Consider the following 14,956-nt stretch of genomic DNA (forward strand, 5'->3'; position numbering starts at 1 on the left):
CCTCCTATTGGCGCTTCCCTGGCTGGTAAACCTCTACCGCCCCGGCCTTCACCTCTTCTTCGTAAAAGAGCACGTCCTTGAATTCGGCATTGGCGTAACGCCCTGCCTGATCGTCGAAATGGGGCGAAGCCGGGTCCCCGCTCTGCCCGCCGGCCAGGATGGTTTTCGCCTTAACCTTCGGACCAAACTCCACCACGGCTACAAAACTGTTGCCCCGGGTCCCGTAGATTTTCTTCGTGTTGTTGTGGTAACGGGCGCCATAAGCCGCCAGAGCACCCCACCTGCCGGAAGCAAACCCAATGGGAATGCTCGGTTTGGAATCGTCAAAGGCCTGGCGGATATCTCCGTTGAGACGCTGGTAGCGGTTCACCTCCCCCCAGGGCATCTCCCAGGTGCCGAAGTCAGTGGTAAGCCGGGCCACCACCTGTTGCAGTACTTCGAGGCGTTCGAGCTCCGGGGATTGTTGCCCGTAATACACCATTTGCTCCATAGGGGTGAGTCCCTCCGGGGCCGTCCCCCTGGCGCCGTAGGCGGTACCATAGTAATGTGCAAGGGTCATAGGGACAGAAGTCGCGTTGGTCCGGAAGTCCCAATTCCTGAGGGCCGAAACGGGGCCTTCCAGTTCCGGGTACAGGCGGGAATGGCTGTCATAGGCGGCAACCAGGCCCGGGATTAACGCCTCAAAAGCAGGGAGGGAAGGGTCGTGGGCCAGGGCAATAAGGCTGTCCAGGGTATACCCGCTCCTTCCGGTAAGCAGGGAAATGGCGTGCACCCCCCTGAAATTCTCCCGGTCCAGGGTCATGTAACCGGGGTAGTCCTCCCGCTTTGGGCTGTATTCCAGGGCAGCGGTATAGGGAGTGGAATTGCAGTTTTGTATCCAGCCGTTGGCCGGGTTCAGCACCAGGATATTCTCCTCCACCGTATGCAGCCCCTGCCAGTCCGTTTCGGGGTTACTCCCGTCCACGGGCTGGCTGTAGTCGAACCGGGTGTCGCGGCGGGGGATAAAGTTGCCGTGGAAGTAGGCGATGTTCCCGTCGGCATCGGCATAGACCGTATTGTTGGAGGAGTTTGTGCGGATATCCATCATGGCCCGGAACCCTTCGTACCCGTCCTGTTTGGTGCGGATAAAAGCCTGTTCCAGGGCGCGGGCAGGATCCCACATCATGGCGGAGGCCACGGGTTTCCCGCCCAGCTGGTGCGTGATGGGGCCATGGTGGGTCCGGTAAATGGGAAAAGTCCGGGAAACCAGACTATCCCCGGCCTTATAAGACAGGGATACTTCGGAGACGGAAACGGGGCGCCACTGTTCCCCGTACCGGTAAACCGGCCCCTGCTCACTCTCGCCCAGGGTTTCCACGAAATCATCCATGACGTCAGTATAGGTGGAGGTATGCATCCAGCCGGTCTTTTCATTAAAGCCCTGGTAAATAAAAAACTGGCCCCAGGTAACCGCGCCATAGGCATTGAGGCCTTCCCCACTTGACACATGGACCTCCCCCCGGAAATAGAAGGAGGTATGGGGGTTGATCAGCAGCATGGCATTGCCGGACTGGGTAAGCGCCCCGGATATGGCAATCCCGTTGGAGCCCTGTGGTTCCTCCCGGGCTGCTTCGGCTTCCATGGCAGCTACGGCTTCGGCCGGGAGTTCGGCCCCGGCCTCGTAGAAGGCGCGTATCTTCTCCGTGCTGATCCGCTCGATATCCCCGCCAATAGACCCTTCGCTGAAATACATGGGCATCCAGGGCTCAAACCGCTTAAGCAGGCGGGGGGTTACCTCCGGGTGGGTGTGCAGGTAGTAATTCACCCCATCGGCAAAGGCATCGCAGAGTTCCCGCAGCCAGGGCGGGCTGTTTTCGTAGGCGGCAACAGCCTCCTCCCTGCTCATAAACAGGCGGGCGCGTAAATCGCTGTAGAGGGCGTCTTCCCCTTCTACCTCCGCCAGGCGCCCGATGGCCCAGATATAATTCTGTTCCACCCGGTTGAAGTCGTCTTCGCACTGGGCATAAAGCATCCCGAAAACCGCATCGGCATCGGTTTCCCCATAGATGTGGGGGATCCCGAAAGCGTCCCGGGTAATGGTCACATTGCGGGCCCTGTCCTCCCACCGGGCAACCTCCGGGGAAGGGGATGTTTTACACGCGGTTACCAGGATAAAGGCCAAAAAAATGATACTTCTCATAGGTTTCAGGTCTTATGGAGGCGGTTTTTCCAGGCGGGCCTTTACGGTTTATCAAGGCCCCGGGCCGCCGCGATGCTTTAAATGTACGGCGAAAGATGGATTCCCGCGCATCTGGCCTGTCCTGCCCCCCATTTCCCAACGCTGACATATATCATGAAATACCGGTGGCATATGTAGTAGTTTCACATCGAGCCATCTGCTCATGCAAACAGCCAAAGCCATGGGTTCGATTCCCTCACATACCGATGTGTTTGTCCATTCCGGTGTGGTTTCCCGCGTGGAAGGCCACAGCGTAACGGTCACACTGGACCAGAACGTGCATTGCGAATCCTGTCGGGCCAAGGGCGCCTGCGGCGTTTCCGACGGGGCCGCCAAGCAGATTCAGATTGACGATCCCACCAAGACCTATACCCGGGACCAACCCGTACGGGTGGTCCTGAAAAAAGGCCTGGGCCACAAAGCGGTAGCCTGGGCATATGTCTTTCCGTTCCTCCTGATGACGGGGACCCTGATACTCGGGTCCGCCCTCTTTGAGGAATGGCTGGCCGGGGTGCTTTCCCTGGCCGTTTTGGTTCCCTATTTCACGGGGGTCTATGCCCTGAAAGGCTATTTCAGGAAAACCTTCAAAGCCTCACTCCAAAGCCTGTAAAACACCATGACGGATTCCATACTCAACAGCATCATCCTGCTCGGCGCCCTCGGGGTAATAGCCGCGTTGGTGCTCTACGTGGTCTCCAAGAAATTCCACGTATACGAAGACCCGCTTATCGCCGAGGTCGAGGAATTGCTGCCGGCAGCCAATTGCGCCGGGTGCGGGTTTCCCGGCTGCCGCGCTTTTGCCGAAAAACTGGTGGCCACCGAAGATATATCGGAGCTCTTCTGCCCGGTTGGGGGGAACGAGGTCATGAAGCTGGTATCGGAGACCCTGGGTAAGGCCGTTGCTGAAAAGGACCCGACGGTAGCCGTCATCCGCTGCCAGGGAAGTTGCGAGGTACGGCCCAAAACCTCGGAGTACCAGGGGCCTAAATCCTGTGCCATTTCCGACCTGATCTACAGCGGGGAAACCGACTGCCAGTATGGGTGTCTGGGTGACGGCGACTGCGTGGCCGCCTGTTCCTTCGATGCCATGTACATGGACGAGGCCACCGGACTACCGGTAGTCATTACCGACAAATGTACTTCCTGCGGCATGTGCGTGGATGCCTGCCCGCGGAATATCATCGAGATGCGGCCTAAAAAGAAACGGGACCTTAAGATTTTTGTGGGCTGCCTGAACGAGGAGAAGGGCGGGCTGGCCAAAAAGGCCTGTTCCGTGGCCTGTATCGGTTGCTCCAAATGTCTGGATGTCTGCCCGAAGGACGCCATTGTTATCGAAAACAACCTGGCCTATATAGACCCGGCCTATTGCACCCTCTGCCGCAAATGTGTGCCGGTGTGTCCTACCGGGTCCATTATAGAAACCAATTTCCCGCCCAGAAAAGAGAAAGTTGCCGAACCGACCAAAGCCGAAAGCGATGCTTAAGACCTTCCCGAAAGGGGGCATCCACCCCCCTGAAAACAAGATTACCTCCGGACGGCCTATCCGCCGCCTGCCGGCACCCAAAGTGGTCTATGTCCCCATTGCCCAGCACATCGGGATCCCGGCAGAAATCATCGTAGACCGCAAGGATAAGGTTACGGTAGGGCAGGTTATTGCTCGCTCCGGCGGTTTTGTATCCTCCAACATCCACTCCCCGGTGGCCGGGACTGTCACCAAACTCGATATGGTAGTCGATACCCGTGGGTACAAAAAACAGTGTATCGTGATCCGGACAGACCCCAAGGACCCTGCCAACGAGGACCTGCCGGAGGAAATGCTCAAAACCGAAATTGCGATGGCGCCCGAGGAAATCCGCCAACGCATCTCGGATTTCGGCATTGTGGGCCTTGGCGGGGCCACCTTCCCTTCCCACGTAAAACTCAGCGTTAAGGAAGACCAGATAGACTGCCTGGTCGTGAATGGGGTGGAGTGCGAGCCCTACCTGACGGCCGACCACCGCCTGATGCTGGAAAAGTCACAGCAAATCCTGGTGGGTATCCGCATCCTGATGCGGGCCCTTGGGGTGACGCGCGCCATCATCGGGATCGAAAACAACAAATGCGACGCTATAGACCTCTTCCGCAAGGAAGTGGCCGGCAACGACGGGATTCAGATCGCCGCCCTGCAGGTCAAATACCCCCAGGGAGGCGAGAAGCAACTCATCCGCGCACTCCTGGGCCGGGAAGTGCCCAAAAACGGGCTGCCCATGGATGTTGGGGTGGTAGTACACAACGTGGGAACGGTTTATGCCGTGTACCAGGCGGTCCAGCACAACCGCCCTCTAACCGAGCGCGTGGTCACCGTTACAGGGAAATCCCTGCAGGACCCCTCCAACTTCTGGGTCCGCATTGGGACACCCATCAGCGACCTGCTGGAGGCCGTTGGGGGAGTACCTGAAAATACCCGGAAAATCGTCAGTGGCGGGCCCATGATGGGCAAGGCCCTGAAAAGTACCGATGTGCCAGTTACCAAGGGGACTTCGGGGATCCTGGTCATTCCCGAAGGGGAGGCAAGCCGGGGTGAGCCCCGGAATTGCATCCGCTGCGGGGAATGCGTCAATGTCTGCCCCATGGGCCTGGAACCCCACCTGCTGATGAACCTCACCGAAAAGGGGATGTATGAGAAGGCTGCCCAGGAAGACATCCTCACCTGTATCGAATGCGGCTCCTGCAGTTATGTGTGCCCCTCCCACCGGCCCCTGTTGGATTATATCCGCTTTGGGAAGAGCATCTCCCGGCAACTCGCAACGAAAACAGCCCAGCAATGAGCGACCAACCCATTATTGTTTCCGCATCCCCCCACGTCCACTCAGACCGCACATCCCGCAAACTGATGTTCGACGTGGTGCTGGCGCTGATGCCGGCCCTGCTGGTTTCCCTCTATGTCTTCGGATACAGCGCCGTAATTACTACAGTGGCCGCCGTGGTTTCCTGCCTGGTATTCGAATACCTCATCCAGCGGTACATACTCAAGACCCCTGTGACCATTGGGGATGGGTCTGCGCTTATCACGGGCTTGCTCCTGGCATTCAACCTCCCGGCCGGCCTACCGGTGTGGATGGTAATAGCCGGCAGCCTGGTGGCCATAGGGATCGCCAAGCTCTCCTTCGGGGGGCTCGGCTTTAACGTTTTTAACCCTGCCCTGGTAGGCCGCGTATTCCTGTTGGTCTCCTTCCCGGTGCAGATGACCCGCTGGCCCACGGCCGTGGAGAACAACACCCGCTTGGTGGACGCCGTTACCGGTGCCACTCCCCTGGGCATGATCAAGGAAGGGGTGCAGTTTGGGGAAACCATGTCCCAGATCAGTACCCGCCTCCCCTCCCATACCGATATGCTGCTGGGCCTCACGGCGGGGTCCCTGGGCGAAATGTCTGCCCTGGCCCTGATCCTGGGGGGTATTTACCTCATCGCCAGAAAGGTCATTTCCTGGCACATCCCCGTTACCGTACTGGCGACCATTGCCCTGATGACCGGCTTGTTCTGGTGGGCAGACCCCGAACAATTTGCAAACCCCCTGCTGCACGTCCTCTCCGGGGGCGCCATCCTGGGGGCCTTTTACATGGCTACAGACCTGGTGACCAGCCCGGTGACCCGCAAGGGCATGGTGGTCTTCGCCATTGGGGTTGGGGTCATTACCGTGGTCATTCGCCTTTTTGGCTCCTACCCGGAGGGCATCTCCTTTGCCATCCTGATTATGAACGCATTTGTCCCCTTGATTAACCGGTACTTCAAGCCGAAGCGGTTCGGGGCCAGAATCAAAGCCAAAATGGTATGAAACCGAAACGACGCGCCTCCACCCTGGCCAATATGGTACTGGTACTGCTGGCCATCACCCTGGCTGCCGGGGTCACCCTGGGGTTTGTGAACCAATGGACCCTGGAGCCCAAGGCCGCTGCCCAGCGGGCACGCAAACTGGAAGCCCTTTCTTCTGTCCTTCCGGAATTCAACAACCAACCGGTTGACCAGGTTGTCCGCCTGGCCGTGGGGCGGGACAGCATTGAATACTACCCGGCTTATATGGACGACACCTTTGTGGGAGCAGCCGTTACCGGGTATTCCGAAAAAGGGTATAGTGGTAATGTCCGCATTATGGTCGGGTTCGAGCCCGATGGTACCATCCTCAACATTGCAGTCCTGGAACAGAAGGAAACCCCCGGGCTGGGGACCAAAATGAAAGGCGAGTCCTTTATTAGGCAATTCCGGGGGCAGAATCCTTCGGGCTTTGACCTGCGGGTGGAAAAGGACGGAGGGGAGGTAGACGCCCTGGCCGGGGCCACCATCAGTTCCCGTGCCTTTTGCGAGGCTGCCCTGATGGCCTACGAGGCCTACGTGGATCAACAAAATGCACAACCCGATAAGTAAGGAACATGGCACAGGCATTAAAACAGAATTTCCTGAAGGGGATTATCAAGGAAAACCCGGTCTTTGTCATGCTGCTGGGGATGTGTCCCACCCTGGGGGTAACCTCTTCGGCCTTCAATGGCCTGGGCATGGGAGTGGCCACCCTCTTTGTGCTGCTGATGTCGAACATCGTGGTATCCCTGATCCGATCCCAGATCCCGGCCAAGGTCCGTATCCCGGCGTTTATCGTCATTATCGCCTCCTTTGTGACGGTAGTGGAAATGGTCCTGGAGGCGTACATCCCCTTCCTGTATGAGCAACTGGGGATTTTTATCCCGCTTATTGTGGTGAACTGCCTTATTCTGGGGCGGGCCGAGGCCTTTGCCGCCAAGAATACCCTCCTGGATTCCGCAGTAGACGCCCTGGGCATGGGGGTTGGGTTTGTCATAGCTCTTACCGCCCTGGGGGCCACCAGGGAAATCCTCGGCAATGGCAGCCTGTTTGACCTGCGGTTTGTCTCCGAGGATGCCAGCACCTTTATCCTGTTTATCCTGCCGCCCGGGGCCTTTATTGCCCTGGCGTACCTGGCCTACCTCTTTAACCGGTTCACCCAAAAATCTGCCTAGCTATGGAATACTGGACTATCCTGATCGGCGCCGTTTTCGTCAACAACATTGTCCTTTCCCAGTTCCTGGGGATTTGCCCCTTCCTGGGGGTCTCCGGAAAGGTCTCCACTTCCCTGGGCATGTCCGGGGCCGTACTCTTTGTGATGACCATAGCCACCACGGTTACCTACCTGCTGCACGAGTATGTCCTGGTCCCTGCGGGACTGGATTATCTGAGGACCATTACGTTTATCCTGGTCATCGCGGCCCTGGTACAAATGGTGGAAATCGTGCTGAAGAAGGTAAGCCCGCCACTCTACCAGGCCCTGGGGGTTTTCCTCCCGCTTATCACCACCAACTGTGCCGTGTTGGGGGTTGCCATCCTGGCCCTGGGGCTGGAGAATGCCAGCCTGCTCAAAGCCGTATTCTTCGCGGTATCCTCCTCGGCAGGCTTTGCCCTGGCCCTGGTGGTCTTTGCCAGTATCCGGGAATACCTGGAACTGGCAGACCTGCCCGAAGGCATGAAAGGGGTACCGATCAACCTGCTGGTTGCCGGACTCCTTTCCCTTGCATTCCTGGGGTTTGCAGGCCTGGTATAACCCTTCCTTTTATTTTACTTCGTACGTTTCGCCGGAGAAGAAGAGGTCGTCTGTTTTGGCATAGGGGGAATTGGCCTTTACATGACGGGTCTGGGCATCCTTTCGCTCTTCCAGGGTAACATCCTGGAAGCTTCGGATAATGCCCGTTACCAGCGGGTACTCCAGGCGCACCAGCATCTGGTGGAGGGTGGGGTCCTGCTCGTGGGCGTCGTGCACCAGGATATCCGCCTCGGTAATACCGTTTTCCCCAACGGTCACCACCTCGAGTTTCAGGCCGTTCAATACAAGTCCCTTGTCCCGGTCTTTACCGAAAATCATGGGCTCCCCGTGGCGTACGTGCAGCTGTTTGTCCTCGCGCACATTTTTGTCAGTAAAGGAGGTATAGCACCCGTCGTTGAAAATCACGCAGTTCTGCAACACCTCGATAAGGGTGGTTCCCTTGAAGGCCTCGGCGGCGATAAAAAGCTCCGTCATCTCCTTGGGGGTATTCCCGGCTGCCCTGGCAAAGAAGCGCGCCTGGGCGCCAATGGCCAGTTCCCCGGCCAGGAAAGGAGGCTGGGTGTTTCCATAGGGCGAGGACTTGGTTTTCTGCCCCACGGTCGAAGTGGGCGAAAACTGCCCTTTGGTAAGGCCGTAGATCCGGTTGTTGAACAGGATCATATTCAGGTCGATGTTGCGCCTGAGCACATGGATGAAATGGTTCCCGCCAATGGCCATGCTATCGCCGTCTCCGGTAATGACCCAGACGCTAAGGTCCGGGTTGGCCAGCTTTACCCCGGAAGCAATGGCCGGGGCCCTTCCGTGGATGCCATGCATCCCGTAGGTGTCCATGTAATAAGGGAACCGGGAGGAACATCCTATCCCGGAGATAAAGACCACATTTTCCTTGCGCACGCCCATCTCGGGGAGCGCCTTTTGCATAGCCCTGAGGATCACGTAATCGTCACAACCGGGGCACCAGCGCACTTCCTGGTCGCTTGCAAAGTCTTTAAAGGTGTATTTCGGGGTTGTCGCTTCCATAGCTCAGGCCAATAATTGTTTGAATTTCTGAATGAGTTCGTCATTGCCAAAAGGCAATCCCTGGATCTTGTTGTACTGGTGGAGTTCCAGCCCTTCGAAGTTCATCCGCAGGATACCGGCAAACTGGCCGGAGTTCAGTTCGCAGACCAGGATCTTTTTGTACCGGCCCAGGACCTCCCGGGTATTCCGGGGCAGAGGGTTGATATAGTTAAAATGGACAAAGCCGAGGTTCTCGATCCCCTCATCGTGAAGCTGCTTGGCAGCGGTGTGCAGGGCGCCGTAAGTACCGCCCCAGCCTACCACCAGCAAGTCTCCCTCCTGGGCAAATTCCGGGACGATATCCGGGATATTCTGTTGCACGCGGCAAATCTTCTCGGCCCGGATGTGTGTCATGTGCTCGTGGTTTTCGGGCACATAGGACACATTCCCGGTGGTGCCATCCTTTTCGAGCCCGCCTACCCGGTGCTCCATCCCGGGCGTACCTGGGATGGCCCATTGCCGGGCCAGGGTCGCCTCGTCCCGGAGGTAGGGCTGCCAGCCTTCCTCCGCTTCGCGCACTATGCGGTTGCGGATTTCCGGCATGTCATCTACCGAGCGGATTTTCCAGGGGGCCGACCCGTTGGCGATATACCCGTCGGTTAAGAGGATTACCGGGGTCATGTGCTCCAGGGTGAGCCGCGCTGCCTCGTAGGCATAGTGGAAGCAGTTGGCGGGGGTACTGGCCGCAATCACAATGACCGGGCTCTCCCCGTTGCGGCCGTACATGGCCTGCATCAGGTCCGATTGCTCGGTTTTGGTGGGCAGGCCGGTGGAAGGGCCACCCCGCTGGACGTCCACAATGACCAGGGGGAGTTCCACCATCATGGCAAGCCCCAGCGCTTCCCCTTTCAGGGCAAGCCCCGGGCCGGAGGTGGTGGTAATGGCGAGGTTTCCGGCAAAGGAAGCCCCTATAGCCGAGGTAATCCCGGCAATCTCATCTTCGGCCTGGAAGGTTTTTACCCCGAAATGCTTGTGTTTGGCCAGCTCGTGGAGGATATCCGAAGCCGGGGTGATGGGATAAGAGCCCAGGAACAGGTCCAGGCCGGACTTTTCGGCTGCGGCCAGGAAGCCCCAGGCGGTAGCCGTATTCCCCATAATAACTCGGTAGGTCCCCTTTGCCATTTTTGCCGGGGCAATGGCATAGGAGTTCGGGATAAGCTCGAGGGTCTCCGAATAGTAATATCCGGCATTGAGGACCCGGGTGTTGGCCTCGATGAGGATGGGTTTGTTCTTGAACTTCTTGTTGAAAAAGGCAATGGTGTGTTCCGGGGAACGGTGGTACATCCAGTATACCATCCCCAGGGCGAACATATTCTTGCTGCGGGTGATGGTCTTGTTGTCGAGCCCCTCGATGTCTTTCAGGGCCTCCTTGGTGAGGGAGGTCATGGCCACCTCTATGACCTGGTAATTCTCCAGGCTGCCGTCTTCGAGGGGGTTGGAATCGTACTCCGCCTTTTCCAGGTTTTTCTTATTGAAGGAATCGGTATCCACGATAATGGTATGGCCGGGCTTCACCGCATACAGGTTGGTCTTGAGCCCGGCCGGGTTCATGGCGACCAAAAGGTCTACGTTGTCTCCCGGGGTACTGACCTCAATACTCCCTATGTGCACCTGAAACCCGGAGACCCCGTAGAGGCTGCCCTGGGGGGCGCGGATTTCGGAGGGGTAGTTGGGGAAGGTGGCCACGTCATTGCCGAACATGGCGGACGTATCGGAAAACTGGGTTCCGGTCAGCTGCATGCCGTCTCCGGAATCGCCCACGAATCGGACGACTACATGTTCCAGGGATTCGATATCCCTGAGTTCTTTTTCTAAGGGGATCATGGGCTACAATTCTTAGGTTTTATCCTATTAATTACTACAACATCAAATAGGTAGCACTAAATATACCATGGCCCGGGCGGACAAATCCTGATTTTTGTCATTAAATGGGTGGGGAGGACCGCCTACTTTTAGGGTTCAACAAATAAATCCGGAAAGCCATGGCTATTATTATTACCGATGAGTGCATCAACTGCGACGCCTGTATCTCAGAATGCCCGAACAACGCCATCTACGAACCCGGCGATGAGTGGACCTACGCCGATGAAACCGCCCTTAGCGGTACTGTGAGCCTGCCCTCAACGGGCGAAGAGGTCGACGCCGATGCATCCAACGAGGCCCTCTCCGATGAATTCTACTATATCGTGCCGGATAAGTGCACCGAATGCAAGGGCTTCCACGATGAGCCTCAGTGCGCTTCCGTTTGCCCGGTAGACTGCTGTGTCCCGGACGACAACCACGTAGAGAACGAATCCCAGCTCCTGGCCAAGAAAGCCTGGCTGCACGGAGAATAACACCTGTCATATAATTCAGGGCGTTTAACCCTTCCTCGTAATACCTGGGCCCAAACTGTGTGCTCCTGGCATTGTCAGCCCTGATAAATATCATGTTCTGAGCGCTTTAGAGCATGTACATTTAAAGGTGTCAAAACATAAATCCCAACAGAACCACGATCTTCCCCGGAAGGGGAGTCCGGGGCCTGACAGGTGCTTTAGAATATAACATCCTATCCGTCATGAAAAAAGAATTCCCAAAACTCATTTGCGACGCGAATGAAGCGGTAGCGCGAATTGCACATAAAACCAACGAGGTCTGTGCCATCTACCCTATTACGCCGGCTTCCCCCATGGGCGAGCACGTAGACGTCTTCAGTGCCCAGGGCAAAACGAATATCTGGGGCAACGTACCCAAAATCGTCGAGATGCAGAGCGAGGGCGGGGCGGCCGGAGCCGTCCACGGCTCCCTGCAGGCCGGGGCCCTGACCACCACCTTCACGGCTTCCCAGGGCCTGTTGCTGATGATCCCCAACCTGTATAAAATCGCCGGGGAATTGCTTCCAGGCGTCATCCATATTGCCGCCCGGACTGTGGCCACACATGCGCTCTCCATTTTCGGGGACCATTCTGACGTGATGGCTGCCCGGCAGACCGGATTCTCCATGCTTTTCGGCGGATCGGTGCAGGAAGCCATGGACTTTGCGCTCATCGCGCAGTCTGCCACCCTGAAAACCCGGGTGCCCTTCTTGAACGTATTTGACGGGTTCCGCACCTCCCACGAAATTTCAAAAATTGACGCCATCCCGGATGATATTATCCGGGACATGATGCCAGAAGAGGCCATCATGGCGCACAAAGAGCGTTCTATGGACCCGGACCACCCGGTAGTCCGGGGTACCTCCCAGAACCCTGACGTGTTCTTCCAGGCTCGGGAAGCGGCCAATACCTATTACCAGAAGGTGCCGGGCGTGGTCCAGGAAACCATGGATGAATTTTACCGCCACACCGGCAGGAAGTACAGCCTTTTCGACTATGTCGGTCACCCGGAAGCGGAAAAAATAATCGTGATCATGGGTTCAGGTCAGGGACCCGTCATAGAAGCGGTGAACACCCTGGTTGGCCAGGGGGAACGGGTAGGAGCCCTTATCGTCCGGTTGTACCGGCCGTTCTCCATTTCCCACTTTATCGAAGCTTTGCCGGAAACCGTGAAGCAGGTAGCCGTCCTGGACCGCACCAAGGAACCGGGAAGTACAGGGGAACCCCTCTACCTGGACGTGATGGCAGCTTTCAGGGAAAGCAAGCGCCAGATGCCGCAGATCATCGGCGGCCGCTACGGGCTTTCCAGCAAGGAATTCGACCCCGCCATGGTTAAGGCGGTCTACGACGAACTCGATAAGCCCGAACCTAAAAACCACTTTACGGTGGGCATCCAGGACGACGTTACCCATACCAGCCTGGAGGTTGGCCCGCGCCTGCAGACCCTCAAAAGCACGTTTAACTGTATGTTCTACGGCCTGGGGTCCGACGGTACGGTTGGGGCCAACAAAAACTCCATCAAAATCATTGGCGAAACCACAGACAATTATGTCCAGGGGTATTTCGTCTACGACTCCAAGAAAGCCGGGGCGCAAACCGTATCCCACCTGCGTTTCGGACCGGAGCCCATCCGCTCTACTTACCTCATCCACCAGGCCGATTTTATCGCCTGCCACCAGTTCAACTTCATCGAGAAGTACGACCTTCTTAATAACATCAAGAAAGGCGGTACCTTCCTGTTGAACTCCCCGTTCGACAAAACGGAAATCTGGGACAAACTGCCCCGGAAAATGCAAGAGGAAATCGTGGAAAACCAATTGGATTTCTACGTGATAGATGCCACGGCAGTGGCACAGCAGGCGAAACTCGGCAAACGGACCAATACCGTGTTGCAAACCTGCTTCTTTGCCATTTCCGGCATCCTGCCCAAGGATGAGGCCATCCAGAAAATAAAGGATGCCATCGTGAAAACCTATTCCCACAAAGGGGATAAAATCGTGCAGATGAACTTCAAGGCGGTGGATACCTCCCTGGAGAACCTGCAAAAGGTGGACTACCCGGAACAGATTACCAACGACCGCGGCCTGAAGCCCATGATGACCGGCACAGACGACCCGTTTGTTATGGAAATCCTCGGTAAGATCCTCGCGGGTAAGGGAGACGAACTCCCGGTTAGCGCATTCCCGGTAGATGGTACTTTCCCGACCGGAACCTCCCAGTACGAGAAACGCGGTATTGCCAATTTCATCCCGGTTTGGGACGATGAAAGCCTCTGTACGCAGTGCAACAAGTGTGTGGCCATCTGCCCGCATGCCGCCATCCGGGCCAAGGTAGTGCCCAACGACATGCTGGAAGGGGCACCTGCAGACCTGAAGTCCGCCCCTGCCAAGGGACGGCCATTCGATGCCAAGACCGAATCCTATATCCTCCAGGTCTCGCCTGAGGACTGTACGGGTTGCGATCTCTGCGTGGCGGTTTGCCCGGCAGAAAGCAAGGAGATCGAGAACTTCAAGGCCATCAACATGCGACCGAAGCTCGATGTGGCTGCGGTGGAGAACAAGCATTGGGACTACTTTGCCCAGTTGCCCGAATACGACCGTACCGCCCTGCAGATTACCAACGTCAAGGGATCCCAATTCCTGGAGCCGCTCTTTGAATTCTCCGGCGCCTGCTCCGGATGCGGGGAAACGCCCTATATCAAAATGCTAACCCAGCTTTATGGGGACAGCATTATGATTGCCAATGCCACCGGTTGTTCTTCCATCTATGGCGGCAACCTGCCCACTACCCCTTATAAGACCAATAAGGATGGGCGCGGACCGGCGTGGGCCAATTCCCTCTTCGAGGACAACGCCGAATTCGGATATGGTATGAAACTGGCGCTGAACAAGAAACAGGAGATTGCAGCCGGCCTCCTTGCCGAGCTCAAGCCCCTGGTAGGGGAAGCCCTGGTGACAGCTATCCTGGAGAACCCCGAACAGGACGAAACCCAGCGCAGCCAAAAATTCGAAGACATCGCCTCCCTGAAGCAACTCCTGCAGGGTAGCGAAGACCCGAAAGCGCAGAAACTCCTGCGGTTGACGGAATACCTGCGCCGGAAGGCTGTTTGGGTAGTAGGCGGCGACGGCTGGGCCTATGATATCGGCTACGGTGGCCTGGACCACGTCCTGGCATCCGGGGAAGACATCAATGTTATGGTCCTCGATACCGAAGTCTATTCCAACACCGGAGGCCAGACCTCCAAGGCAACTCCCCTGGGGGCAAGCGCCAAGTTCTCCGTTTCCGGAAAACGCACCGGCAAGAAAAGCCTGGCGCTGCAGGCCATCTCCTACGAGAATGTTTATGTAGCCCAGGTAGCCATCGGCGCCAAGGATATGCAGACCCTGAGAGCTATCGAAGAGGCTGCAGCCTACCCGGGCCCGTCCCTTATCGTAGCGTACTCTCACTGCGGGGAACACGGGTATGACCTGAAGGACGGAGCCATGCACCAGCAGAAAGCGGTAGAAACCGGCTACTGGCCGCTCTTCCGCTTCGATCCTTCCAAGCCGAAAGGCAAGAAGTTTAAACTGGACTCCCAACAGCCCAGCGTCCCGGTAGACGAGTTTATGTATATCGAAACGCGCTTCAAACGGGTGGTCAAGGAAAATGCCGCCGTTGGGGAAGCCCTGCTGAAAGAAGCCCAGGAAGAGGTGGATACCCGTTGGGAACGCCTCGATTTATTCAGAAATATGTAACCCGGCA

The 14,956-nt window shown here is 57.1% G+C and carries 12 protein-coding genes; 9 read left to right on the plus strand and 3 right to left on the minus strand.

Annotated features, from left to right (window positions below):
• Window positions 1–4 precede the first annotated feature (4 nt).
• Window positions 5–2,179, minus strand: a complete 2,175-nt coding sequence (locus CA832_RS00970) for an acylase (RefSeq protein ID WP_088339691.1) — start codon at window positions 2,177–2,179, stop codon at window positions 5–7.
• A 202-nt stretch (window positions 2,180–2,381) separates the two neighbouring features.
• On the opposite strand from CA832_RS00970, the gene CA832_RS00975 reads away from it, so the two are divergent.
• The 7 genes from CA832_RS00975 to CA832_RS01005 are packed head-to-tail and all read left to right on the plus strand — an operon-like array spanning window position 2,382 to window position 7,802.
• Window positions 2,382–2,828 (plus strand): SoxR reducing system RseC family protein, encoded by a 447-nt coding sequence (locus tag CA832_RS00975; RefSeq protein ID WP_088339692.1) that lies wholly within the window; start codon window positions 2,382–2,384, stop codon window positions 2,826–2,828.
• A 6-nt stretch (window positions 2,829–2,834) separates the two neighbouring features.
• Complete coding sequence (locus CA832_RS00980) at window positions 2,835–3,701, plus strand: Fe-S cluster domain-containing protein (RefSeq protein ID WP_088339693.1); 867 nt, start codon at window positions 2,835–2,837, stop codon at window positions 3,699–3,701.
• Complete coding sequence (gene rsxC, locus CA832_RS00985; RefSeq protein ID WP_088339694.1) at window positions 3,694–5,025, plus strand: electron transport complex subunit RsxC; 1,332 nt, start codon at window positions 3,694–3,696, stop codon at window positions 5,023–5,025. Before CA832_RS00980 ends, rsxC begins: the two co-directional genes overlap by 8 nt.
• Window positions 5,022–6,032, plus strand: a complete 1,011-nt coding sequence (locus CA832_RS00990; protein ID WP_088339695.1) for an RnfABCDGE type electron transport complex subunit D — start codon at window positions 5,022–5,024, stop codon at window positions 6,030–6,032. Before rsxC ends, CA832_RS00990 begins: the two co-directional genes overlap by 4 nt.
• Entirely contained in the window at window positions 6,029–6,619 is a 591-nt protein-coding gene (locus CA832_RS00995; protein WP_088339696.1) for an RnfABCDGE type electron transport complex subunit G, read from the plus strand. The genes CA832_RS00990 and CA832_RS00995 overlap by 4 nt, the downstream gene beginning before the upstream one ends.
• A 5-nt stretch (window positions 6,620–6,624) precedes the next feature.
• Entirely contained in the window at window positions 6,625–7,224 is a 600-nt protein-coding gene (rsxE, locus tag CA832_RS01000; protein ID WP_088339697.1) for an electron transport complex subunit RsxE, read from the plus strand.
• A 2-nt stretch (window positions 7,225–7,226) separates the two neighbouring features.
• A complete protein-coding gene (locus CA832_RS01005; RefSeq protein WP_088339698.1) occupies window positions 7,227–7,802 on the plus strand; it encodes an electron transport complex protein RnfA in 576 nt (191 codons plus the stop codon).
• 9 nt (window positions 7,803–7,811) lie between these two features.
• Here CA832_RS01005 and CA832_RS01010 read toward each other — a convergent pair whose 3' ends face one another.
• The gene (locus CA832_RS01010; RefSeq protein ID WP_088339699.1) at window positions 7,812–8,822 is read right to left on the minus strand and encodes a 2-oxoacid:ferredoxin oxidoreductase subunit beta; all 1,011 of its coding nucleotides are present in this window, start codon (window positions 8,820–8,822) and stop codon (window positions 7,812–7,814) included.
• A 3-nt stretch (window positions 8,823–8,825) separates the two neighbouring features.
• Window positions 8,826–10,685 carry a 2-oxoacid:acceptor oxidoreductase subunit alpha gene (locus CA832_RS01015; protein ID WP_088339700.1) on the minus strand — a complete coding sequence of 620 codons (1,860 nt, stop codon included), beginning with the start codon at window positions 10,683–10,685 and terminating at the stop codon, window positions 8,826–8,828.
• Between the two features lie 158 nt (window positions 10,686–10,843).
• Here CA832_RS01015 and CA832_RS01020 point away from each other — a divergent pair, with 158 nt between their 5' ends.
• Together CA832_RS01020 and nifJ are read left to right on the plus strand one after the other, a co-directional pair.
• Window positions 10,844–11,197 (plus strand): 4Fe-4S dicluster domain-containing protein, encoded by a 354-nt coding sequence (locus CA832_RS01020; RefSeq protein ID WP_088339701.1) that lies wholly within the window; start codon window positions 10,844–10,846, stop codon window positions 11,195–11,197.
• 221 nt (window positions 11,198–11,418) lie between these two features.
• Entirely contained in the window at window positions 11,419–14,949 is a 3,531-nt protein-coding gene (gene nifJ, locus CA832_RS01025; RefSeq protein ID WP_088339702.1) for a pyruvate:ferredoxin (flavodoxin) oxidoreductase, read from the plus strand.
• Window positions 14,950–14,956 lie beyond the last annotated feature (7 nt).

It is taken from the genome of Robiginitalea sediminis, assembly GCF_002198115.1.
GTDB lineage: Bacteria > Bacteroidota > Bacteroidia > Flavobacteriales > Flavobacteriaceae > Robiginitalea > Robiginitalea sediminis.